General features: G+C 69.7%; 17 protein-coding genes and 2 pseudogenes. 5 read left to right on the forward strand and 14 right to left on the reverse strand.

Annotation, left to right across the window (positions count from 1 at the left end):
* Positions 1-48: 48 nt before the first annotated feature.
* Together aroB and aroC are read right to left on the reverse strand one after the other, a co-directional pair.
* Positions 49-1,695 (reverse strand): 3-dehydroquinate synthase, encoded by a 1,647-nt coding sequence (aroB, locus tag ACFY0F_RS17705; RefSeq protein ID WP_388794358.1) that lies wholly within the window; start codon positions 1,693-1,695, stop codon positions 49-51.
* Positions 1,692-2,876 (reverse strand): chorismate synthase, encoded by a 1,185-nt coding sequence (aroC, locus tag ACFY0F_RS17710; RefSeq protein WP_388794361.1) that lies wholly within the window; start codon positions 2,874-2,876, stop codon positions 1,692-1,694. Before aroC ends, aroB begins: the two co-directional genes overlap by 4 nt.
* A 347-nt stretch (positions 2,877-3,223) precedes the next feature.
* Between aroC and ACFY0F_RS17715 the strand changes: the two genes are divergently transcribed.
* The gene (locus ACFY0F_RS17715) at positions 3,224-3,709 is read left to right on the forward strand and encodes a hypothetical protein (protein ID WP_388794364.1); all 486 of its coding nucleotides are present in this window, start codon (positions 3,224-3,226) and stop codon (positions 3,707-3,709) included.
* Positions 3,710-3,770: 61 nt separating this feature from the next.
* On the opposite strand, the gene ACFY0F_RS17720 is transcribed toward ACFY0F_RS17715, so the two are convergent.
* The 9 genes from ACFY0F_RS17720 to ACFY0F_RS17760 all read right to left on the reverse strand — a co-directional run bounded on the left by ACFY0F_RS17720 (position 3,771) and on the right by ACFY0F_RS17760 (position 13,634).
* Positions 3,771-4,625, reverse strand: coding sequence for a shikimate dehydrogenase (locus tag ACFY0F_RS17720; RefSeq protein ID WP_388794366.1), 855 nt, complete (start codon positions 4,623-4,625; stop codon positions 3,771-3,773).
* A 67-nt stretch (positions 4,626-4,692) separates the two neighbouring features.
* On the reverse strand, positions 4,693-6,414 hold the full coding sequence (gene mltG / locus ACFY0F_RS17725) for an endolytic transglycosylase MltG (protein WP_388794369.1): 1,722 nt from the start codon (positions 6,412-6,414) through the stop codon (positions 4,693-4,695).
* Between the two features lie 123 nt (positions 6,415-6,537).
* Positions 6,538-7,002 carry a Holliday junction resolvase RuvX gene (gene ruvX, locus ACFY0F_RS17730; RefSeq protein ID WP_388794372.1) on the reverse strand — a complete coding sequence of 155 codons (465 nt, stop codon included), beginning with the start codon at positions 7,000-7,002 and terminating at the stop codon, positions 6,538-6,540.
* A complete protein-coding gene (gene alaS, locus ACFY0F_RS17735) occupies positions 7,002-9,674 on the reverse strand; it encodes an alanine--tRNA ligase (RefSeq protein WP_388794375.1) in 2,673 nt (890 codons plus the stop codon). Before alaS ends, ruvX begins: the two co-directional genes overlap by 1 nt.
* A complete protein-coding gene (locus tag ACFY0F_RS17740) occupies positions 9,674-10,021 on the reverse strand; it encodes a hypothetical protein (protein ID WP_388794378.1) in 348 nt (115 codons plus the stop codon). The genes alaS and ACFY0F_RS17740 overlap by 1 nt, the downstream gene beginning before the upstream one ends.
* Positions 10,022-10,037: 16 nt before the next feature.
* Complete coding sequence (locus tag ACFY0F_RS17745) at positions 10,038-10,472, reverse strand: DUF948 domain-containing protein (protein WP_361441146.1); 435 nt, start codon at positions 10,470-10,472, stop codon at positions 10,038-10,040.
* Between the two features lie 181 nt (positions 10,473-10,653).
* Positions 10,654-11,268, reverse strand: coding sequence for a 30S ribosomal protein S4 (gene rpsD / locus ACFY0F_RS17750; RefSeq protein ID WP_132853601.1), 615 nt, complete (start codon positions 11,266-11,268; stop codon positions 10,654-10,656).
* Between the two features lie 306 nt (positions 11,269-11,574).
* Entirely contained in the window at positions 11,575-12,930 is a 1,356-nt protein-coding gene (locus tag ACFY0F_RS17755; RefSeq protein ID WP_388794385.1) for a replication-associated recombination protein A, read from the reverse strand.
* A 47-nt stretch (positions 12,931-12,977) separates the two neighbouring features.
* Positions 12,978-13,634, reverse strand: coding sequence for a vitamin K epoxide reductase family protein (locus ACFY0F_RS17760; protein WP_388794388.1), 657 nt, complete (start codon positions 13,632-13,634; stop codon positions 12,978-12,980).
* Between the two features lie 145 nt (positions 13,635-13,779).
* On the opposite strand from ACFY0F_RS17760, the pseudogene ACFY0F_RS17765 reads away from it, so the two are divergent.
* Both ACFY0F_RS17765 and ACFY0F_RS17770 read left to right on the forward strand, forming a co-directional pair.
* A pseudogene (locus tag ACFY0F_RS17765) lies at positions 13,780-14,529 on the forward strand (ABC transporter ATP-binding protein); the annotation flags it as partial.
* 2 nt (positions 14,530-14,531) lie between these two features.
* Positions 14,532-14,627, forward strand: a pseudogene (locus ACFY0F_RS17770) (DNA-binding response regulator); the annotation flags it as partial.
* A gap of 460 nt (positions 14,628-15,087) precedes the next feature.
* Here ACFY0F_RS17770 and hisS read toward each other — a convergent pair.
* Positions 15,088-16,350, reverse strand: coding sequence for a histidine--tRNA ligase (gene hisS, locus ACFY0F_RS17775; protein ID WP_388794391.1), 1,263 nt, complete (start codon positions 16,348-16,350; stop codon positions 15,088-15,090).
* A gap of 11 nt (positions 16,351-16,361) precedes the next feature.
* Entirely contained in the window at positions 16,362-17,075 is a 714-nt protein-coding gene (locus ACFY0F_RS17780; RefSeq protein ID WP_388794394.1) for an MBL fold metallo-hydrolase, read from the reverse strand.
* Between the two features lie 166 nt (positions 17,076-17,241).
* Here ACFY0F_RS17780 and ACFY0F_RS17785 point away from each other — a divergent pair, with 166 nt between their 5' ends.
* Together ACFY0F_RS17785 and ACFY0F_RS17790 are read left to right on the forward strand one after the other, a co-directional pair.
* A complete protein-coding gene (locus ACFY0F_RS17785; protein WP_388794397.1) occupies positions 17,242-18,066 on the forward strand; it encodes a peptidylprolyl isomerase in 825 nt (274 codons plus the stop codon).
* A gap of 144 nt (positions 18,067-18,210) precedes the next feature.
* A complete protein-coding gene (locus tag ACFY0F_RS17790; RefSeq protein WP_388794400.1) occupies positions 18,211-19,440 on the forward strand; it encodes a DUF349 domain-containing protein in 1,230 nt (409 codons plus the stop codon).
* A gap of 90 nt (positions 19,441-19,530) precedes the next feature.
* Here ACFY0F_RS17790 and ACFY0F_RS17795 read toward each other — a convergent pair whose 3' ends face one another.
* A complete protein-coding gene (locus ACFY0F_RS17795) occupies positions 19,531-22,062 on the reverse strand; it encodes a RelA/SpoT family protein (RefSeq protein ID WP_388794403.1) in 2,532 nt (843 codons plus the stop codon).
* Positions 22,063-22,389: the final 327 nt, after the last annotated feature.

Here is a 22,389-nt window from a genome sequence, read left to right on the forward strand (position 1 = left end):
GAGGCGAATCGGACGGAACGAGCCGCCCACGACGCACCGCGCGGCTGCCTACTGCCCCACTTCGCCGTACGCGGCCAGCAGCACCGCCGGGTCCGGCCCCTCCAGGACGGTCGGCTTGGCGAGGCCGTCGAGCACGATGAAGCGCAGCAGGTCGCCGCGGGACTTCTTGTCCACCTTCATCGTCTCCAGCAGCTTGGGCCACTGGTCGTGGCGGTAGTGCAGCGGCAGCCCGACCGACTCCAGGATGCTGCGGTGGCGGTCGGCCGTCGCATCGTCCAACCGGCCGGCGAGGCGGCCGAGTTCGGCGGCGAAGTGCATGCCGACGGAGACCGCGGCACCGTGCCGCCACTTGTAGCGCTCGTTCTTCTCGATGGCGTGGCCGAGCGTGTGGCCGTAGTTGAGGATCTCCCTCAGGCCGGACTCCTTCAGATCGGAGGAGACGACCTCCGCCTTCACACGGATGGAGCGCTCGATGAGCTCGGCGGTGTGCGGTCCGGCCGGGGTGCGTGCGGACTCGGGGTCGGACTCGATGAGCTCCAGGATCACCGGGTCGGCGATGAAACCGGCCTTGATGATCTCGGCGAGTCCGGAGACGTAGTCGTTGACGGGCAACGACTCCAGCGCGGCCAGGTCGCACAGCACACCGGCCGGCGGGTGGAAGGCACCCACGAGGTTCTTGCCCTCGGCCGTGTTGATGCCGGTCTTGCCGCCGACCGCCGCGTCCACCATGGCCAGCACGGTGGTCGGGACGGCGATCCAGCCCACACCGCGCAGCCAGGTCGCGGCCACGAACCCGGCCAGGTCGGTGGTGGCACCGCCCCCGACGCCCACGATGACGTCGGAGCGGGTGAAGCCGGACTGGCCGAGCGCCTTCCAGCAGTAGGCGGCGACCTCGGCGGTCTTTGCCTCCTCGGCGTTCGGCACCTGGATGGCGACGGCCTCGTAGCCCTGCTCGGCGAGGTCGGCGCGCAGGGCGTCACCGGTCTCGGCGAGGGCCTCCGGGTGGATCACCGCGACCCGTTTGACCCTGGGCCCGATCAACCCGCCCAGTTCACCGAGGAGTTGCCGGCCGACCAGCACCTCGTAGGGGTCGGTGCCCGCGGTGCCGGCTACCTGGATCCTTGTGAGCTGGTTCGTCATTACATCCTCCGGCCGGGGGTCCGGGGGTTGCCCCCCGGGAGATGCAGTCTTCAACTCCAGTGCGTCCAGGGCCGCTTGGGTGACCTCTTCCGGCACGCGGCCGTCGGTCGGCACGACGGCGGTGGCGACCTCCTCGTACAGGTGCCGCCGCGCCTCCATCAGCTCGCGCCACTGCTTGCGCGGATTGACGGCGAGCAGCGGGCGGGCCGCGTTGAGGCCGGTGCGCTTGACCGCTTCCTCGACGTCCATGGAGAGGTAGACCACACGGTGCCCGACGAGCAGGCCGCGGGTGTCCTCGTCGAGGACGGCGCCGCCGCCGAGCGCGAGGACGCCCTCGTGCTCGGCGAGCGCCTTGTGCACGGCGGCCTTCTCGATCGCCCGGAAGGCCGCCTCACCCTCGTCGACGAAGATCTCGGCGATCGTGCGGCCCTCGGCAGCCACGATGTCGTCGTCGGTGTCCCGGTAGACGGCGCCCAGCCGCTCGGCGAGCAGCCGCCCGACGGTGGACTTGCCGACGCCCATCGGGCCGACCAGGACGACCAGCGGTCCGCTCATCGGATCTGCAGGTTGTCGAGGTACGACTGGACGTTGCGGCGGGTCTCGGTCACCGAGTCGCCGCCGAACTTCTCCGCCACCGCGTCCGCGAGGACGAGCGCCACCATGGCCTCGGCGACGATGCCGGCGGCCGGGACCGCGGACACGTCGGAACGCTGGTGGTGCGCCTGGGCCGCCTCGCCGGTGCTGACGTCCACGGTCCGCAGAGCGCGCGGCACGGTCGCGATCGGCTTCATCGCGGCCCGCACCCGCAGCAGCTCACCGGTGGTCAGGCCGCCCTCGGTGCCACCGGAGCGGCCGGACACCCGCCGGATGCCGTCCGGCGTGCCGACGATCTCGTCGTGCGCCTTGGAGCCGGGCACCCGGGCCAGCTCGAAGCCGTCGCCGATCTCGACGCCCTTGATCGCCTGGATGCCCATGAGGGCACCGGCCAGCCGGGCGTCGAGCTTGCGGTCCCAGTGCACGTGCGAGCCGAGGCCCACCGGAACGCCGTAGGCGAGCACCTCGACCACGCCGCCGAGGGTGTCCCCGTCCTTGTGGGCCTGGTCGATCTCCGCGACCATCGCCTTCGAGGCGTCGGCGTCCAGGCAGCGCACCGGGTCGGCGTCCAGCTTCTCCACGTCGGCCGGCGTGGGGTACACGCCCGCGGGGGCCTTCGCCGAGGCCAGCTCCACGACGTGGCTGACGATCTCGATGCCGGCCGTCTCCTTCAGGTACGACCGGGCCACCGCGCCCAGCGCCACGCGGGCCGCGGTCTCCCGGGCCGAGGCGCGCTCCAGGATCGGGCGGGCCTCGTCGAAGCCGTACTTCTGCATGCCGGCGAGGTCGGCGTGGCCGGGGCGGGGGCGGGTCAGCGGCGCGTTGCGGGCCAGACCGGCCAGCACCTCGGGATCGACGGGGTCGGCCGCCATGACCTGCTCCCACTTGGGCCACTCGGTGTTGCCCACCATGATCGCGACCGGGGAGCCGAGGGTGAGGCCGTGCCGGACGCCACCCAGGAAGGTGACCTCGTCCCGCTCGAACTTCATGCGCGCCCCGCGCCCATAGCCGAGGCGCCGCCGCGCGAGGTGGTCCGCCACCAGTTCCGTGGTGACCGGCACGCCGGCGGGAAGGCCCTCCAGCGTGGCGACGAGTGCGGGACCGTGGGACTCCCCCGCGGTCAGCCAGCGCAACCTGCTCAACGGTGCTCCTCAATGCTCGCGCCCGGTACTGCCCCGCGTACGCGTGTCCTCGCGTACGGCAACGACGTGCCCGGGTGCGCGGCCCCGGCCCGCCATCTCCGATCCTCCCACGTCCGGGCGCGGGAACGGCCGCCGGTCCAGCAGACGGACCGAGCGGGCCTCGACCTCCACGACCAGCGATCACCTGCGGACATTACCGACCTGCAGGACACTCATTCAAATACAGCCATAAGGCTAAATCCACCCGAAATTCCGGGCAACCGTGCCACATCTCCCTCGATCGTTTGACACAACCGATCCTTTAGTTTTACTTTACCGATCCTAAACAAGATCTTCGGGAGTTATACATGTCTAGAGTGCGCGGAATCGGCAGGGCTTTTCTCGCCATCGCAACCACCATGGTCGGCTTGTCCGCTTTCACCACTCCCACGGCATACGCCGCTGATGACATCTCTTGCACGGGCAAGCAGCACCGCGAATTCGACACACCCGGCTACAACGTCGACGTGTACCTTCAGCTCTGCGTATGGCGAACCGGTTCGACGTACGACGCCGAGACCTACATCGACTGGGCCGATGGCGGCGGCGCCAGGAAGTTCGACCTTTTCTGGGTCGAGACGAGATTGGAAAAGAACGACGCCGCGATAACCTACAACGGCTGCGACTTCACCCGCGCCATCAACGACAACGAAACCGGTGGCCGGACTTGCGGAACGGCGTCCCACACCGGCTCAGGTACCGGTTGGACGGCAGATGCAACCGTCGGCTACAACATCGATCTCGACGGAGAAGGCGAATTCACCTGGAACCTGACCGGGACGCCTAAAATCTAATAGAAAGTCGAGTGGTGTCGCTGAGAATGAGCGGCACCACTTCGTCATGCCGCGTTACAGGTCAGAGATGATCAGACGTCGCATGGGAACCCATCGCTCGCTCGCCCGCCGGACGGATCAGACCAGCCGGTACCGTGCACCCCGTCATCAGCTGCACCTGTAGCACAGCCTGGTGCACCAGCAGGTCGAGGCCGCTGACGACGGCGCCGCCGAACATGGACCAGCGTGCCGCGAGTTCGGTCGGCCAGGGGTCGTAGAGCACGTCGAAGAGCGTCGTGGGCCGCTCCGGCACGGCGGTGGCGAGCGCGTCGGTGGTGCCCGCGGGCGTGGTGGCGATCACCAGCGGGGCGCGCAGTGCCTCGGCCGCGTCCGCCCAGTCGGCCGTGCGGACCTCGACGTCGAGCCGTGCGCCCCACTGCCGCATCTCGGCGGCGCGGGCGTCGCTTCGGACGTAGGCGACGACCTCGCCGGTGCATATCCGGGAGAGGGCGGCCAGGGCGGAGGAGGCGGTAGCTCCGGCACCGAGGATCGCGGCGGAGTCGACCTGCTCGATACCGTGCTCGCGCAGTGCGGCAACCATGCCCGGGATATCGGTGTTGTCACCGACCAGTTGGCCGTCCTCGGCGAACACGACCGTGTTGACCGCGTCGACGGAAGCCGCTGTCTCGCTGATCTCATCGACCAGCGGGATGACCGCCCGCTTCAGCGGCATGGTCAGCGACAACCCCGCCCACTCGGGCCCGAGCCCCTCGAGGAAGCCGGGCAGCCCGGCCTCGTCGACCTCGAAACGCTCGTACGACCAGTCGGCCAGGCCGAGCTCCGCGTAGGCCGCCCGGTGCAGCACCGGGGAGAGCGAGTGGGCGATGGGCTTGCCGAGCACGGCGGCCCGGCGGGCGTCAACTGCTTTGGATGCCATGGGAACCCGTCCTTGAGCCTTCACCCTGCCCCTGCATCCTACGGCCTGTGGGGACCGGGCGAACCCGTCAGCCCTTGTTCCTCGACGCGTTCCACTGGTCGACCAGCCTCTGGTGTTCCGCGAGTGTCTTCGTGAATTCGCTGGTCTTGCCGTCCATCGAGATGAAGTAGTACCAGCCGTCGTGCGTCGGGTCGAGTGCGCCCCTGAGCGCCTCCTCGCCCGGGTTGTCGATGGGGCCAGGTGGCAGCCCCCGGACGAAGTACGTGTTGTAGGGATTGTTGTAATTGCGCAGCTCGGCGATGGACAGGTCGATCTTGCTCTGGTTCTTCACGTAGTTGTACGTGGAGTCGAACTCGAGCTTGCCGTTGGTCTGCGGGTTACCGGGTACGAGGCGGTTGTAGACGACCTCGGCCATCTTGCGGAAGTCGTCGTGGCTGGTGCCCTCGGCCTGGACGAGGCTCGCCACGGTCAGCAACTGCCACGGGTTGTCGAGTCCGACGGACTTCGCCTTCTTCACGAGGCCGAGACTCGCGTACGTCTCGTTGGCCCGGGAGACCATGCTCTTGAGGACGGCCTCGGGCTTCTGCCCTTTCGCGACCGGGTAGCTGGACGGGTAGAGGAATCCTTCCAGCGGGTCCTTGAGACCCGGGCGGCTCAGAGCCCAGTTGGGCAGGCCCAGCTTGCGGTAGTCCTTCTTCGCCACCTTGGCCGTGGTGCCCTGTGGCACCTCGAGGCGCTTGTCGATCAGTGCGTACACGTCCACGTTGCGCACGCCCTCGCGGATAATGAGGTTGCTGCGGCTCTTCGGACTCAGCATCAGTTCGACCGCGCTGGCGGCCGACATGTGCTTCTGCAGCGTGTAGACGCCGTCCTGGACGCCCTTGCCGTCGGGGTTCGCACCCAGTGCGGAGACGAGCGCGTCGACACTCTCGACGACACCCGCTTCCTTGAGTTTCTGCCCGATGACGTAGCCGCCGGCGCCCTTGGGGATGACGACCGTGACCTGCTCACCGTTTCCGGAACCGGCGTAGTCGGGCGCCGTGCCGAAACGGTCCTTGTAGAAGTGGTAGCCGAAGTAGCCGACACCAGCCAGGCCACCGCCGAACACCAGGCACACCACCAGACAGGCGATGCCGTTGCGCCCCTTCTTGCTCTTGGAGCCCTTTCCGCCCGTGCCGCGCGAGCGCTTCCTGTCCGGGCTGCCGTCGCCCTCGTCGTCCTGGCCCTCCTCGGCGAAGAAGGCGTGTTCGCCCTGGTCGGGGCCGGGGTCCCAGCCGGTCTCGGGATCTGCCTCCGGCTCGGGCTCGGGGCGTCTTTGGCCAGGGGGCTCCGGCGGCGGGTACGCGTCGGGGGTGCCGTAGAGGTCGGGCTGCTCGCCGCCGTAGGCCACCGGCTGCTGACCGTAGGGGTCACCCGGATCGGCGGCGTACGGCACGTGGCCGTGCGTGCCCGTCGCGTCCCACCCACCCTCGTGGTACTGCTGCTGGGATCCACCCTGGTGGTACTGCTGTTGCGGGTACGAGGCCGCGTACTGCTCCTGGTCGTAGCCCTGGTGACTCTGGTGGCCCTGGCCCTCGTAGTACTGGTACTGCTGCTGGTCGTACCCGCCCTGCTGCCGGCCCTGGTCCCAGTCGCCGTACTGCGGCTCGGGCGAATGGTGCTGCGGCTGGCCGCCGTGGGCAGACTGCCGGCCCACCTGGGCCTGCTGCCCTTCCCATCCGCCGTCCCCGAACAACGGGTCCTCCGGATGCCACGGTTCGGAGCCTTGGCCCCGGCCATACTCAGTCATCGATCCCCTAGAGCCGCGAGGGGACCGGTGACGCGGCCCGCCGGGCCGGTTTCCGTTCCGCCTCTTGCTGTGCGGCGGCTGTTCGAACACCGCCGCATCTCGCGGAACGTTACCGTATCGCGATCAGATGACCACTTCGACGCCCTCGCCGGGTGCATTGCCTGACACCCGTTCGGATTCGAGGGCCTGCTGCAGGATGATCACGGCGGCCGCCTGATCGATGACGGAACGACCCTTCTTGGACGTCACGCCCGAGGCGCGCAGCCCCTGAGTGGCCGTCACGGTTGTCATCCGCTCGTCCACAAGTCTCACCCCGACGGGCTGGATCATGCGGGCCAGTTCCTGGGCGAACCGACGGACCTTGGCGGCGGCCGGGCCCTCGCCCCCCTTGAGGGAGCGAGGGAGACCGACGACGACCTCGATCGGCTCGTACTCCTCGGCCAGCTGCTTCAGCCGGCGATGAGCTGCCGGGATGTCCCGGCCGGGGACGGTCTCCACCGGAGTGGCGAGGATCCCGTCGGGGTCGCACGAGGCGACCCCGATACGGGCGTCCCCGACGTCGATCGCGAGTCGGCGTCCTCGGCGCATCACTTGGCCGTTTCCGCCACGAGCCGCTCGACGGCGTCGACGGCCTCGCCGACCGCAGCCGGGTTCTGGCCGCCGCCCTGGGCGACGTCCGGCTTGCCGCCACCGCCGCCGCCGAGGGTCTTGGCGGCCGCGCGGACCAGGTCACCGGCCTTGAGGCCGCGCTCGCGGGCGGCCTCGTTGGTGGCGATGACCGTGAGCGGCTTGCCGTTGTTCACCGTGAACAGGGCGACCACGGCGGCCCGTCCGCCCTGGATGCGGCCGCGCACGTCGAGGACCAGCTTGCGCAGGTCGTCGGGGGTCGTGCCGTCCGGCACCTGGCCGGTGACAAGGGCGACGCCCTGGACGTCCTTGGCGGACCCGGCGAGACCGGCGGCGGCCTGGAGCACCTTCTCCGCGCGGAACTTCTCGATCTCCTTCTCGGCGTCCTTCAGCTTGCCGAGCATGGCCGAGACCTTCTCCGGCAGTTCCTCGGGACGGCCCTTGATCAGCTCCTGCAGCTGGGCGACGACCGTGTGCTCACGGGCGAGGAAGTTGTAGGCGTCCACCCCGACGAGGGCCTCGATACGGCGCACCCCCGAGCCGATCGAGGACTCACCGAGCAGCTTCACCAGGCCCAGCTGGGAGGTGTTGTGCACGTGCGTGCCGCCGCACAGCTCCTTGGAGAAGTCGCCGATGGTCACCACGCGGACCCGCTCGCCGTACTTCTCGCCGAACTCGGCGATGGCGCCCTGCTTCTTGGCCTCGTCGATGCCCATGACCTCGGCGTGCACGTCGAGGTCCCGGGCCAGCACCTCGTTGATCTTCTGCTCGACGTCGGTCATCACGGCCGTCGGAACGGCGGAGGGCGAGCCGAAGTCGAAACGGAAGCGGCCGGGCTGGTTCTCGGAGCCGGCCTGGGCGGCCGTCGGGCCGAGGGCGTCGCGCAGGGCCTGGTGGGTGAGGTGCGTGGCCGAGTGGGCGCGGGCGATGGCCGTGCGGCGGCGGCGGTCGATCGAGGCGTGGGCCTTGGCGCCGACGGTCACCTCGCCGACCTGGACGACGCCCTTGTGGACGTACACACCCGGGACCGGCTTCTGGCAGTCGCGGACCTCGATGACGGCACCGGTGTCCACCTTGATCCGGCCGGTGTCACCGATCTGGCCGCCGCCCTCGGCGTAGAACGGGGTGCGGTCGAGGACGATCTCGACCTCGTCGCCCTCGGTGGCGGCCGGGGAGGACGCACCGTCGACGAGGATGCCCACGATGGTGGTCTCACCCTCGGTGTCGGTGTAGCCGATGAAGTCCGTCTCGCCGGTCCTGTCGGCGATCTCGCGGTAGGCGCCCGCACCGGCGTGGCCGGTCTTCTTGGCCTGGGCGTCGGCCTTGGCGCGCTCCCGCTGCTCCTTCATCAGGCGGCGGAAGCCCTCCTCGTCCACGGACAGCCCCTGCTCGGCGGCCATCTCCAGGGTGAGGTCGATCGGGAAGCCCCAGGTGTCGTGGAGCAGGAACGCCTTGTCGCCGGGCAGGACGGTGCCACCGGACTGCTTGGTCTCGGTGACGGCGGTGTCCAGGATGTTGGTGCCGGCCTTCAGCGTCTTGAGGAAGGCGTTCTCCTCGGCGAGGGCGACCTTCTCGATGCGCTCGCGGTCGGTGATCAGCTCCGGGTACTGCTGGCCCATCATGCCGATCACGACGTCGACCAGGTCCTTGACGACCGGGCCGGTGGCCCCCAGCAGGCGCATGTTGCGGATGGCGCGGCGCATGATGCGGCGCAGGACATAGCCGCGGCCCTCGTTGCCGGGGGTGACGCCGTCGCCGATGAGCATCACGGAGGTGCGCATGTGGTCGGTGACCACGCGCAGGGAGACGTCCGAGTCGTGGGCGTCGCCGTAGGCCACGCCGGTCAGCTCGGTGGCCTTCTTGATGACGGCCATGGAGGTGTCGATCTCGTACATGTTCTGCACGCCCTGCAGAATCATGGCGAGGCGCTCCAGGCCGAGGCCCGTGTCGATGTTCTTGCTCGGCAGCTCGCCGAGGATCTCGAAGTTGTCCTTGCCGATGCCCTCGCCGCGCTCGTACTGCATGAAGACGAGGTTCCAGATCTCCACGTACCGCTCGTCGTTGACGGCGGGGCCGCCCTCGACACCGAACTCGGGGCCGCGGTCGTAGTTGATCTCGGAGCAGGGGCCGCAGGGGCCGGGGACGCCCATGGACCAGTAGTTGTCCTTCATGCCCAGGCGCTGGATGCGCTCCTTGGGCACGCCGACGACCTCGTGCCAGATGCGCTCGGCCTCGTCGTCGTCCTTGTAGACGGTGATCCACAGGCGGTCGGGCTCGAGGCCGTAACCGCCCTTGTCCTGGGGCGTGGTGAGCAGCTCCCAGGCGTACTTGATGGCGCCTTCCTTGAAGTAGTCGCCGAAGGAGAAGTTGCCGCACATCTGGAAGAACGTGCCGTGCCGCGTGGTCTTGCCGACCTCTTCGATGTCGGGCGTGCGCACACACTTCTGCACGCTGGTGGCGCGGGCGAAGGGCGGCTTGACCTCACCGAGGAAGTAGGGCTTGAAGGGCACCATGCCGGCCGGGACGAGGAGCAGAGTCGGGTCGTCCGCGATGAGCGACGCCGAAGGGACGACGGTGTGACCGCGCTCCTCGAAGAAGCTCAACCAGCGGCGGCGAATCTCGGCCGACTCCATCAGTGGTCCTCATTCCGGTTGTACGAGTACGTCGTGTTCTCGATGTACTTCGGGTTGCTGCGGTTGTTCTCGATGGCGGTGTACCGCCGGGGCGCGGGGAGTTCGGGATCCGCGCCGATGCCCAGCGCGTCTCCCAGCTCGGCCTCCCGCTGCGCCATGTTGTCCCGGACGTCGAGCGCGAAGCCGACCGCGCGGTCCTTCAGTCGCCGGCCGGTCTCCAGGGCCTTGTCGGCCGCGGTCGCGGCGAGGCTCTCCGGGGTCAGCTGCTTCAGCTTGCGGTTGACCTTGGTGGTGGCCCACACACCGGTGGCGACACCCGTGGTGAACCAGAACGTACGGCGGAACATCGCTCGGTCTCAGTCCTTACTTCCGCTTGCGTCGTGCGGCGGGAACCGTGCGGCCCACGATGACGGTGCGCCGGGGCGACTTCGCGGGCGCGTCCTCCTTGCGGCCGCCCAGGGCCCGGCGTACGCCGTAGCCGAAGGCCGCGACCTTCACCAGGGGGCCGCCGAAGGTGGAGGCGACGGTGGTCGAGAGCGCGGAGGCGTTCGACGTGACCTCCTGGACGTCCGAGGCGATCGAGTCGACCCGGTCGATCTGGGTCTGTGCGGAGCGCACGGCCGCCGAGGCGTCGGCCAGCAGCGGGACGGCCTGGTCGGTCACGTCCGCCACGAGCTTGGTGGTCGCCTTGAGCGTCTGGGCCAGCCTCGCCAGCGCGACGGCGAGGAAGGAGACCAGGATCGCCCAGAAGACGGCCACCAGGATTCCGGCCACTTCTCCACCGGACACTGTGCGCACCCGCTCCCTGAAACGTGCTCTGGACATCGGATAAGTCGTGCACCGAGCCTATCGCGCCGGTGGTGGGGCTCCGTACCGGATTACCGCCCGGGGGCGGGAGAATCACGAAAGCCCGCCGCCCCTCCGCCCGAAGGGCGGGGAGACGGCGGGCTGACGCTGTGGTGCTACGGCCGGCCGGTGATCAGCGAGCGTAGTACTCGACGACGAGCTGCTCGTCGCAGATGACCGGAACTTCCTTGCGGTTCGGCTCGCGGTCCAGGCGGAAGGCCAGGGCGCGGAGGTTCACCTGCAGGTAGCGGGGGGTCTCGCCGTCGGGGGCGAAGCCACCCTCACGGGCGATCTGGAAGAGCGTCTTGTCCTTGGAGCGGTCACGGACCTGGACGACGTCGTCCGGGCGCACGCGGAAGGACGGCTTGTCCACCTTCTGGCCGTTGACCTGGATGTGGCCGTGGACGACCATCTGACGGGCCTGGTAGATGGTGCGGGCGATGCCCGAACGCAGGACCAGGGCGTCGAGACGGCGCTCGAGCTCGACGATCAGGGCCTCACCGGTCTTGCCCTGGACCTTGGAGGCACGCTCGTAGGCGCGGACGAGCTGGCGCTCGGAGATGTCGTACTGGGCGCGCAGACGCTGCTTCTCGAGCAGACGGACCTTGTAGTCCGAGTTCTGCTTGCGGCCACGGCCGTGCTCACCCGGCGGGTAGGGGCGGGCCTCGAAGTACTTGACGGCCTTCGGGGTCAGCGCGATGCCGAGCGCACGCGACTTCTTGACCTTGGGGCGGGACTGGTTCGCCACTGTCTCTGTCTTCTTTCGTAAGTTTCCGGCTCGTCAGTGTCGAGGGAGGTCGCATCCGCAGCCGGGGAATCCCTCCTCGTCCTGACGGACGGGGTGGGCAGCCGCTCCCCTGGTCTGGGCACATACGTGCAGCACGCGAGTGGCCCACCGACCGTTCCCGGAAGTCCGGGTGGTGGTGGGCTGCCCGCGACACCGTTCGACGGTGCGCGACGCTCCTGGAGACGGTCCGCGAGGGACCGGGTCTCCGGCTGGCTGTCCCGCTCTGACTGCACGGGACTCAGCACTTCGGAGCAGTCTACAGCGTGCTCAGGACCGCTTGCGACCGAGGTGCTTGCGGGTCCATTCGACGGCGTCCGCGTACCTCGCCTCGCCGCCGTGCCTGCTCGGCGTGTAGTACTCGCGTTCCTTGATCGCGTCCGGCGCGTACTGCTGCTGGGCGATGCCCTCGGGCAGGTCGTGCGGGTACACGTACCCCTGCGCGTGACCCAGCTTGGCGGCGCCCTTGTAGTGCCCGTCCCGCAGGTGCGGCGGCACCGGGCCGGCCAGCCCCTTGCGTACGTCGTCGAGGGCGGCGCCTATCGCGGTGGTCGCGGAGTTGGACTTGGGGGCGAGGGCGAGGGCGATGGTGGCGTGGCTCAGGGTGAGGGCGGCCTCGGGGAAGCCGATCATGGCGACGGCCTGGGCGGCGGCGACCGCGATCGGCAGGGCGTTCGGGTCGGCGAGACCGATGTCCTCGCTGGCGGAGATCATCAGGCGGCGGGCGATGAAGCGGGGGTCCTCGCCGGACTCGATCATGCGGGCCAGGTAGTGCAGCGCGGCGTCGACGTCCGATCCCCGGATCGACTTGATGAGGGCGCTGGCGACGTCGTAGTGCTGGTCGCCGTCGCGGTCGTACTTCACCGCGGCCCGGTCGACGGTCTCCTCCAGCGTCGCGAGGGCGATCTCCGTCTCGCCCTTGTCGAGCGCGGCTCCGGCGGCTGCCTCCAGGGCGGTCAGGGCGCGGCGGGCGTCACCGCCGGCGATGCGCAGGAGGTGGTCCTCGGTGTCGGCGGGGAGACCGACGGCGCCGCCCAGGCCGCGCTCGTCGGTCAGGGCCCGCTCGACGAGGCCGCGCACGTCGTCGTCGGTGAGCGGTTCCAGGGTGAGCAGGAGGGAGCGGGACAGCAGCGGGGAGATCACCGAGAAGTACGGGTTCTCGGTGGTGGCCGCGATCAGGGTCACCCAGCGGTTCTCGACCGCGGGGAGCAGGGAGTCCTGCTGGGCCTTGCTGAAGCGGTGGATCTCGTCGAGGAAGAGGACGGTCTCCTTGCCGAACCCGCCGGTGGCGCGGCGGGCGCCGTCGATGACCGCCCGGACCTCCTTGACGCCCGCGGTGATGGCCGACAGCTCCACGAAGCGCTTGTTGGTGGCCTTGGAGACCACGTAGGCCAGGGTCGTCTTGCCCGTGCCCGGCGGGCCCCAGAGGATCACCGAGGATGGTCCGGCGGGACCGCCCGCGCCCTCGCCGACCAGTCTGCGCAGCGGCGAGCCGGGCTTGAGGAGATGCTGCTGCCCCACCACCTCGTCGAGGGTGCGCGGGCGCATCCGCACCGCCAGGGGGCTCGCGGCGGGGTCCTTCTCCTGGCGTTCTTCTGCTGCGGCGGTGAACAGGTCGGGTTCCACACCGAAAACCCTAAGTCACCGCACCGACAACGCTCCCGGGCCGGGGCTCAGGCCCAGAGCTGGCTGCCCCAGCGGGTCAGGATCAGCATGGCGATGATGCCGACGTGGGTGACCGGCAGGACCCAGGTGAACTCGGCGAGGAAGTTCTTCAGCGGGCGCGGGGCGGGCAGGAAGTCGTTGCGTACGTTGAACGAGGTCACGTACCAGAACATCGTGATCGTGGCGACCCAGGCCAGCGAGCACCACAGGCACAGCGCGTTGATCCGGTACAGGGACTGGAACTGCAGCCAGGTGACGAAGGCGACGCCGAAGAGGGTGCCGAAGTTGAAGGTGAGCCAGTACCAGCGCGGGAAGCGGGCCCGGGCGAGCAGGCTCATGCCGACGCAGATGACGATGCCGTAGCAGACCAGGCCGAGCATCGGGTTGGGGAACCCGAAGACGGCGGCCTGCTTGCTCTCCATGACGCTGCCGCAGGAGACGACCGGGTTGATGCTGCACGAGAGGCTGACGGACTTGCCCGCGATCTTGCCCTCGAGGATCTTGAACTTGTCGATCGTGATGACCCACGCGGCGAGCACTCCGGCCGCACCGGTGATCACCAGAAGCAGGGCGAAGGCACGGCTGCCGCCCACCGCCCGCGGCGTGGCGACGGCCTGCTCGGGCCCGGGCTCCGTCGAGACGTCTTTCACTGTCGTCTTGCTCATCACGCCGATTCCGTCACTTGAGAATAGGACCATCTTCGGGCAGGGGTCATTGTGCCGCACGCACGCGTGTGTCCACCGTTCGATGGACATAAGGAGGTACGCACGGTCGTCCCGGAGCGTTCGGTTCCGGCCGAGGCTCTACGGCATGACAGCACACGCGAACGAACTCGCGGTGCGCGTTCGGGGGCTGCGCAAGCAGTACGGGGACGTGACCGCGGTGGACGGCATCGATCTGGGCATCCGGCGTGGCGAGGTGTTCGGCCTGCTCGGGCCGAACGGCGCGGGCAAGAGCACGACGGTGGAGATCCTCCAGGGCAACCGCACCCGGGACGGGGGCGAGGTCTCGGTCCTGGGGTCGGATCCGGCGACGGCCACGCGCGCGTGGCGCTCGCGGGTGGGAATCGTCTGGCAGGACGAATCGGCGCCCGCCGAGTTGACGGTCCGCGAGACGGTACGGCACTTCGCCCGCTACTACCCCCGTCCGCGCGACCCGGAGCAGGTCATCGGCCTGGTCGGGCTCGGGGCCAAGGCGGACAGTCGGATCAAGGCCCTGTCGGGCGGGCAGCGTCGCCGCCTCGACGTGGCGCTCGGTGTGATCGGCGGCCCCGATCTGCTGCTCCTGGACGAGCCGACGACCGGCTTCGACCCGGCGGCCCGCCGTCAGTTCTGGGAGCTGATCCGGCTGCTGGCGGACGAGGGCACGTAGATCGTGCTCACCACGCACTACCTGGAGGAGGCGGAGGCCCTCGCGGACCGGCTCGCGGTGGTCGCCCGGGGCCGGGTCGTCGCCGAGGGCGAGCCCGGTGAGCTGCGCGAGCGGTACGGCACCCGCGCCACGGTGACCTGGACGGACCCCGACGGCTCGGCGCACGCGGAGCACACGGACACGCCGACGTGGTGAAGACCCACCTGCTGCGCGTCTTCGGCAAGCTGGGCGTGGACGACCGGACAGCGGCGGTCACCTCAGCGATGCGCCACGGCCTCCTCGACTGAACCCCCCCGGGCCGAGACACCAAGCCCCTCCCCCGGGCGCGCTCAGACGGCGCAGGGTAGCCCCGGGCGGCCTCACAGGGCGCGACCTGCAGGGCAGGTCAAGACCAAGAGACGCAGCCGCGGGCACAGCCCCAAGGCGAGACGAGGGGGCCGCGGCCCCCTCGCAGCGTCAGCAACCGCACCCCCGCGCGGATAAAGCGAACGCGCCCCCGGGCGAACACAAGAGGCGCAACCCAGCCCAGGCCAAAGGCCGCAGCCCCCTCGCAGAACCAGAAACCGCACCCCCACCCGGGTACAGCGGCCGCAGCCGGGCGAAGCCAAGGGCCGCAGCCCCCGCGCTGGGCCGGAAGCCGTGGCCCCGCAGGGGTGAACGGTCGGGGTTGAAGGGGCGGAGCCCCTGGGGACGGGAAGGGGAGGGCCGGCGGGGGCGAGGGAACCGAATCGCTCGCCCCCACACGCATCAGCCCAGCCGCGATTCCAGCTCGGCCACGATCTCGCCCACGCCGACAGCCGTCTGCTCGCCGGACTCCATGTCCTTGAGCTGGACGACACCGTCGGCGAGGTCACGCTCACCGGCGACGATCGTGTAGCGGGCCCCGCTGCGGTTGGCGTTCTTCATGGCGCCCTTCAGTCCCTTGGCACCGTACGAGAAGTCCGCCGCGACGCCCACCTTGCGCAGCTCGGTGACCTTCGCGAACAGCACGCGCCGGGCCTCCTCGCCGAGCGGCACCGCGAAGACGCTGGTCGACGCGGGAAGGTCGAGCTCCACGCCCTCCGCCTCGAGGGCCAGCACCGTGCGGTCGACGCCGAGGGCCCAGCCCACCGAGGGCAGCGCGGGGCCGCCGATCATCTCGGACAGCCCGTCGTACCGGCCGCCACCGCCCACCGCGGACTGGGAGCCCAGACCGTCGTGCACGAACTCGAAGGTGGTGCGCGTGTAGTAGTCCAGCCCGCGCACCAGCTTGGGGTCGTCCTCGAAGGCCACGCCCGCCGCGCCGATCAGCTCGCGGACCTCCTCGTGGTACGCCTTGCAGGCGTCGCACAGGTAGTCCCGCAGCAGCGGCGCGTCGCCGAGCTGCTTCTGGACCGACTCCCGCTTGTCGTCCAGCACCCGCAGCGGGTTGATCTCGGCGCGCCGCAGCGTGTCCTCGTCCAGGTCCAGACCCCGCAGGAAGTCCTGCAGGGCGGCCCGGTACACCGGCCGGCACTCCTTGTCGCCCAGCGAGTTCAGCAGGATGCGGAAGTTCCGCAGCCCCAGCGAGCGGTACGCCTGGTCGGCCAGGATGATCAACTCGGCGTCCAGCGCCGGGTCCTCGGCCCCGATGGCCTCGGCGCCCACCTGCGAGAAGTGCCTGTAGCGGCCCTTCTGCGGACGCTCGTAGCGGTAGTACGAGCCGGAGTACCACAGCTTGACCGGCAGGTTGCCCGACTTGTGCAGGTTGGCCTCCAGGGCGGCCCGCAGCACGGAGGCCGTGCCCTCCGGGCGCAGCGCCAGCCGGTCGCCGCCCTTGGTCTCGAAGGCGTACATCTCCTTCGTCACGATGTCGGTCGACTCACCGACACCGCGCGCGAAGAGCTCGACGTTCTCGAAGCCGGGCGTCTCGACGTAGCCGTAGCCGGAGTTGCGCAGCGGCGCGGCGATGGCCTCGCGTACCGCCAGGAACTTCGCGGAGTCCGGCGGGATCAGGTCGTACGTGCCCTTGGGGGCTTTGAAGGTGCTCACGGGAAGTCTCGTCACATTCCTCGTCGGGGAGCGGAGGGTCCGTCCGCTCCCGGGCCGGCGGCCACCTGCCGCAGATAGGGGTTGGTGGCGCGCTCCTGGCCGATGGTCGTCTGGGGGCCGTGGCCGGACAGCACCACGGTCGAGTCGTCGAGCGGCAGGCACACGCGGGCCAGCGAGTCGAGCATCTCGGCCATGTCACCGCCGGGCAGGTCGGTGCGTCCGATGGAGCCGGCGAACAGCAGATCCCCGGAGAAGAACACCGACGGGATGTCGGTCGTCTCGGGCATCCGGAACGTCACCGACCCCTTGGTATGGCCGGGCGCGTGCGCCACGGAGAACTCGAGACCCGCCAGTTCCAGCCGCGCGCCGTCGGCCAGCTCCTTGACGTCGTCCGGCTCCCCCACGGTGAGCTCCCCCATGAGCGGCATGCCGATGGAACGGCCGAGCGCCTTCTCGGGGTCGCTCATCATGTACCGGTCCTCGGGGTGGATCCAGGCCGGCACGTCGTGCGCGCCGCACACCGGGACGACCGAGGCCACATGGTCGATGTGGCCGTGGGTGAGGACGACGGCGACGGGCTTGAGCCGATGCTTCTTCAGTGCTTCCTCGACTCCGTCGGCGGCCTGGTGGCCCGGGTCGATGATCACGCACTCCTCACCGGCGGCCGGGGCGACGAGATAACAGTTCGTCCCCCAGGCCCCGGCGGGGAACCCGGCAATGAGCACGATCGTCCTTCGTTGTGTCGATTACGGGCGGCAAAAGCTGCTGTCAGAGCCTACCGGCGCTGCCGTTTCCTCAGCGAACCCATATACGGTACGGGGCTACACGCGGCTGTCGACTCAGGACGCACGCGTACCGGTCGGCACACGACACGCATGAGGAGAGAACCCGGTGGTCAGCCAGGAGCAGCGGCGGCGTCAGCTCGCCCGGGAGAAGTTCTTGCGGCAGCAGCAGCGGCGCACCAGCGCGCGGCGCAAGGCACGTATGCGCAACTCCGTGATCGCGTCGGTGCTCGGCGTGGTCGTCATCGGAAGTGTCGCGCTGTACACGACCGGGGTGCTGAAGAACGACGACGACGACAAGGCGAGCGCCAAGACCGCGGCCACGCCCAGCGCCTCGGCCCCCAGCAAGGCCCCGGACCCCTGCGCGAAGCCCGCCAAGGGCTCCGTGCAGAAGCTGAGCTGGAAGAAGGAGCCGGCGATGACCATCGACACGTCGGCGAAGTACACGATGAATCTGGCGACGACGTGCGGTGACATCGGCATCGCGCTGAAGACGTCGGCGGCCCCGCACACCGTGAACTCGTTCGACTTCCTCGCGGGCAAGGGCTTCTTCGACCACACCAAGTGCCACCGGCTCACCACCAACGGCATCTACGTGCTGCAGTGCGGCGACCCGACGGGCACCGGAAGCGGCGGTCCTGGGTACACGATTCCTGACGAGAACCTCAAGGACAAAAGCCTGAAGGGCAACGTCTACCCGGCGGGTACGGTGGCGATGGCGAACACGGGCCAGAAGCACACCGGCGGCAGCCAGTTCTTCCTGGTCTACCAGGACAGTCAGCTTCCGCCCAGCTACACACCGTTCGGCACCATCGACGCGGCGGGCATGAAGGTGCTGAAGAAGATCGCCGCCGCGGGCGAGAGCACGGGCCAGGGCGACGGTGCTCCGAACGCGACGGTCGTGATCAACAAGGCGACGGTCACGAAATCCTGACGGTGGAGGCGCCGGTAGCGGAATTTCGGTCGCGCTGGATGCGGACAGGCAACCCGCTGGTCGCCTATGTTGGCCGTGACGAAACTGTGGACGATGCCCGGGGGAGCTTCAGGCCCCCCGCAGGCATCATGTGGAGGAGGCGCTGTGAGCAGCGACCCGTGGGGCCGCGTCGACGAGACGGGGACCGTGTACGTGCGTACGGCCGACGGCGAGCAGGTCGTCGGTTCCTGGGCGGCCGGCTCCCCTGAGGAGGCGCTTGCCTACTTCGAGCGCAAGTACGAGGGCCTGGTTGTCGAGATCGGCCTCCTCGAGAAGCGAGTGCAGACCACCGACCTGTCGGCGAAGGACGCGCAGACCGCCATCGACCACCTCAGGGAGCAGGTCGACGCGCATCACGCGGTCGGCGACCTGGACGCGCTGCGGGCTCGGCTGGACAAGCTCGTGCAGACCGTCGAGGCCCGCCGTGAGGAGCGCAAGCAGCAGCGGGCCAAGCAGTCCGACGAGGCCCGCAAGGCCAAGGAGGACCTGGTCGCCGAGGCCGAGCAGCTGGCGCAGTCCGACCAGTGGCGGGCGGCCGGTGAGCGGCTGCGGGCTCTGGTGGACACGTGGAAGGGTCTGCCTCGCCTGGACCGCAAGTCGGACGACGAGCTGTGGCATCGCTTCTCGCACGCCCGCTCGGCGTTCTCCAAGCGGCGCAAGGCGCACTTCGCGCAGCTGGACGCGCAGCGCGAGGAGGCGCGCAAGACCAAGGAGAAGCTGGTCGCCGAGGCCGAGGCGCTGTCCGGTTCGACGGACTGGGGGCCGACCGCGGCCCGCTACCGCGAGCTGATGGCGGACTGGAAGGCCGCGGGCCGTGCCCAACGTGAGCACGAGGACGACCTGTGGAACCGCTTCCGCGGCGCCCAGGACGTGTTCTTCGCCGCTCGCAGCTCGGTGTTCGCCGAGCGGGACGCGGAGCAGGCCGAGAACCTGAAGCTGAAGGAGGAGCTGGCCGAGGAGGCCGAGAAGCTCCTGCCGATCACGGACCTGAAGGGTGCCCGGGCCGCCTTCCGCTCGATCAACGAGCGCTGGGAGGCCATCGGTCATGTGCCGCGCGACGCCCGTCCGAAGGTCGAGGGCCGGATGCACACCGTCGACCGGGCGATCCAGGAGGCCGAGGAGGCCGAGTGGCGCCGGACGAACCCGGAGGCACGCGCGCGTGCCGAGGGCCTGACCGGGCAGCTGCAGGCCGCCGTGGACAAGCTGAAGGGCCAGATCGAGCAGGCTCGCGCCCAGGGCAACACCGCCAGGGCGGACAAGCTCGAGAGGGAGCTGGAGGGCCGTCAGGCGCTGCTGGACCAGGCCCTGAAGGGCCTGCAGGAGTTCGGCGGCTGACCCCAAGCCCGACTCGAGCCCCAGGCGTGTGTGAGGGCCCCGTACGGCGACGTACGGGGCCCTCTCCGTCTTTTCCGGCGGCAGCCCGGGCTACGACCGGCTGCGCGCCGAGGTCACGCGGTAGACGTCGTACACACCCTCCACACCCCGCACCGCCTTCAGGACGTGCCCGAGGTGCTTGGGGTCGCCCATCTCGAAGGTGAAGCGCGAGGTGGCCACCCGGTCGCGGGAGGTCTGGACGGCCGCGGAGAGGATGTTGACGTGCTGGTCGGACAGGACACGGGTGACGTCCGACAGCAGACGGGAGCGGTCCAGGGCCTCGACCTGGATGGCGACCAGGAAGACCGAGGACTGGGTGGGCGCCCACTCGACGTCGAGGATGCGCTCCGGCTCGCGGGACAGTGACTCCACGTTGACGCAGTCGCTGCGGTGAACCGATACGCCGCTGCCCCGGGTGACGAAACCGATGATCGGATCGCCGGGCACGGGCGTGCAGCAGCGGGCGAGCTTGACCCACACGTCCTCGACGCCCTTGACGACTACGCCCGGGTCGGCGCTGGAGCGCCGCTTGCGGCCGCGCCCACGGGACGGCGGTACCGACTCGTCGATCTCCTCGGTGGCCGCCTCCTCGCCGCCGAGCGCCTGCACGAGTTTCTGCACGACGTTCTGCGCGGAGACGTGGCCCTCGCCGATCGCCGCGTACAGCGCGGAGATGTCCGGGTAGCGCATCTCGTGGGCGAGGGTGACCAGGGAGTCGCCGGTGAGGATGCGCTGGATCGGCAGGTTCTGCTTGCGCATGGCGCGGACGATGGCGTCCTTGCCCTGCTCGATCGCCTCGTCGCGCCGCTCCTTGGAGAACCACGCCCGGATCTTGTTGCGGGCGCGCGGCGACTTGACGAAGCCCAGCCAGTCACGGGAGGGGCCCGCGCCGGCCGCCTTGGAGGTGAAGACCTCGACCAGGTCGCCGTTGTCCAGGGTGGATTCCAGCGGCACGAGGCGGCCGTTGACCCGCGCCCCTATGGTGCGGTGACCGACCTCGGTGTGGACCGCGTAGGCGAAGTCCACCGGGGTGGCACCGGCCGGGAGCGCGATGACGTCGCCCTTGGGGGTGAAGACGAAGACCTCGTTGCGGGAGAGGTCGAAGCGCAGCGACTCCAGGAACTCGCCGGGGTCCTCGGTCTCCTTCTGCCAGTCCAGGAGCTGCCGCAGCCACGCCATGTCGTTGATGGCGTCCTTGTCCTTGGCGGACGTCTTCGGCGCGTCGGTCCGGACCTTGGAGGCGCCGGCGACGGCCTCCTGCTTGTACTTCCAGTGCGCGGCGATGCCGTACTCGGCGCGGCGGTGCATGTCGAAGGTGCGGATCTGCAGTTCGACCGGCTTGCCGTTGGGCCCGATGACCGTCGTGTGCAGTGACTGGTACATGTTGAACTTGGGCATCGCGATGTAGTCCTTGAACCGGCCGGGGACCGGGTTCCATCGCGCGTGCACGGTGCCGAGGGCGGCGTAGCAGTCGCGGACCGTGTCGACGAGGACGCGGATGCCCACCAGGTCGTAGATCTCCGCGAAGTCACGGCCGCGGACGATCATCTTCTGGTAGACGCTGTAGTAGTGCTTCGGGCGGCCGGTGACCGTCGCCTTGATGCGGGCGGCGCGCAGGTCGGCCTGCACCTCGTCGGTCACTATGGCCAGGTACTCGTCGCGCTTGGGGGCACGCTCGGCGACCAGTCGCACGATCTCGTCGTACATCTTGGGGTAGAGGATCGCGAACGCGAGGTCCTCCAGTTCCCACTTGATGGTGTTCATGCCGAGCCGGTGGGCGAGCGGCGCGTATATCTCCAGCGTCTCGCGCGCCTTCTTCTCCTGCTTCTCGCGCTTGAGGTAGCGCATGGTGCGCATGTTGTGCAGGCGGTCGGCGAGCTTGATGACCAGGACCCGGGGGTCCTTGGCCATGGCGACGACCATCTTGCGCACGGTCTCGGCCTGCGCGGCCTCGCCGAACTTGACCTTGTCCAGCTTGGTGACGCCGTCCACGAGCAGGGCGACGGTGTCGCCGAAGTCGCGGCGCAGCTGGTCGAGGCCGTACTCGGTGTCCTCGACGGTGTCGTGCAGCAGTCCGGCCATGAGGGTGGCCGGATCCATGCCCAGCTCGGCGAGGATGGTGGTGACCGCGAGCGGGTGCGTGATGTACGGGTCGCCGCTCTTGCGCTTCTGGCCGCGGTGCCAGCGCTCGGCCACCTGGTAGGCGCGTTCGATCTGGCGCAGCGTGGCGTTCTCGATCTTGGGATCGTTGCTGCGGACTATGCGCAGCAGGGGCTCCAGGACCGGGTTGTACGGATTGGCGCGCTGGACACCCAGACGGGCGAGGCGGGCCCGGACGCGGTTGGAGGAGCCGGAACGCGCGGGCTGCCCTGCGGACGAGCGGCTCGCCGGGGGCTGCTCGGGCGCCGGGGAGGGTTTGGGGCGCACGGCCTCCGGCGACTTCTCGACGGGCGCGGACTGGGCGTGCTCGACCGGCCCGCGGCTGTCGTTCTTCGCGTGCGGCGCGTGCGGCGCGGGCTTCGCCGCGGGCCCCGAGGCGGACTCGGGCTTGGCGGCGGTCAGTGGCTGGGCCTCGTCTGGCAAGAGGGCTCCTCGTGCGCGATCCGGGTCCCCCGGTCAGGCTCCGGAGACCCCATGGTAGCGATCCTGGGCTCCGGCATCGCCTCCAGCCGGACGTGAGGATCGCGTACCGGGGAAACACGGGCCGCTTCCGCGGGATTCCGCGAGGGAGGCCACCGGGTTTCACGGGGGTGTCCCACGGGTTGCCGCCCGCTGGGGCAGGGCTGTCCGGCACCTCCCCAGCCGCGAGCCGCCGACGGCGGTCGGCCCCCGCACGGGTGCTGCGGGCGGGAACACAACCGGCCGAAGGCGCAGCCGAGGCCGCCCCGGAAGAACCGGGACGGCCTCGGC

Source organism: Streptomyces sp. NPDC001544 (assembly GCF_042894285.1).
GTDB lineage: Bacteria > Actinomycetota > Actinomycetes > Streptomycetales > Streptomycetaceae > Streptomyces.

Coding starts and splice junctions, on each gene's coding strand:
- ruvX (WP_388794372.1), bottom strand. CDS start 7,002: ATGCGCCGAGGACGCCGACTCGCGATCGACGTCGGGGACGCCCGTATC.
- ACFY0F_RS17715 (WP_388794364.1), top strand. CDS start 3,224: ATGTCTAGAGTGCGCGGAATCGGCAGGGCTTTTCTCGCCATCGCAACC.
- alaS (WP_388794375.1), bottom strand. CDS start 9,674: ATGGAGTCGGCCGAGATTCGCCGCCGCTGGTTGAGCTTCTTCGAGGAG.
- ACFY0F_RS17740 (WP_388794378.1), bottom strand. CDS start 10,021: ATGTTCCGCCGTACGTTCTGGTTCACCACGGGTGTCGCCACCGGTGTG.
- aroB (WP_388794358.1), bottom strand. CDS start 1,695: ATGAGCGGACCGCTGGTCGTCCTGGTCGGCCCGATGGGCGTCGGCAAG.
- ACFY0F_RS17720 (WP_388794366.1), bottom strand. CDS start 4,625: ATGGCATCCAAAGCAGTTGACGCCCGCCGGGCCGCCGTGCTCGGCAAG.
- mltG (WP_388794369.1), bottom strand. CDS start 6,414: ATGACTGAGTATGGCCGGGGCCAAGGCTCCGAACCGTGGCATCCGGAG.
- ACFY0F_RS17760 (WP_388794388.1), bottom strand. CDS start 13,634: ATGAGCAAGACGACAGTGAAAGACGTCTCGACGGAGCCCGGGCCCGAG.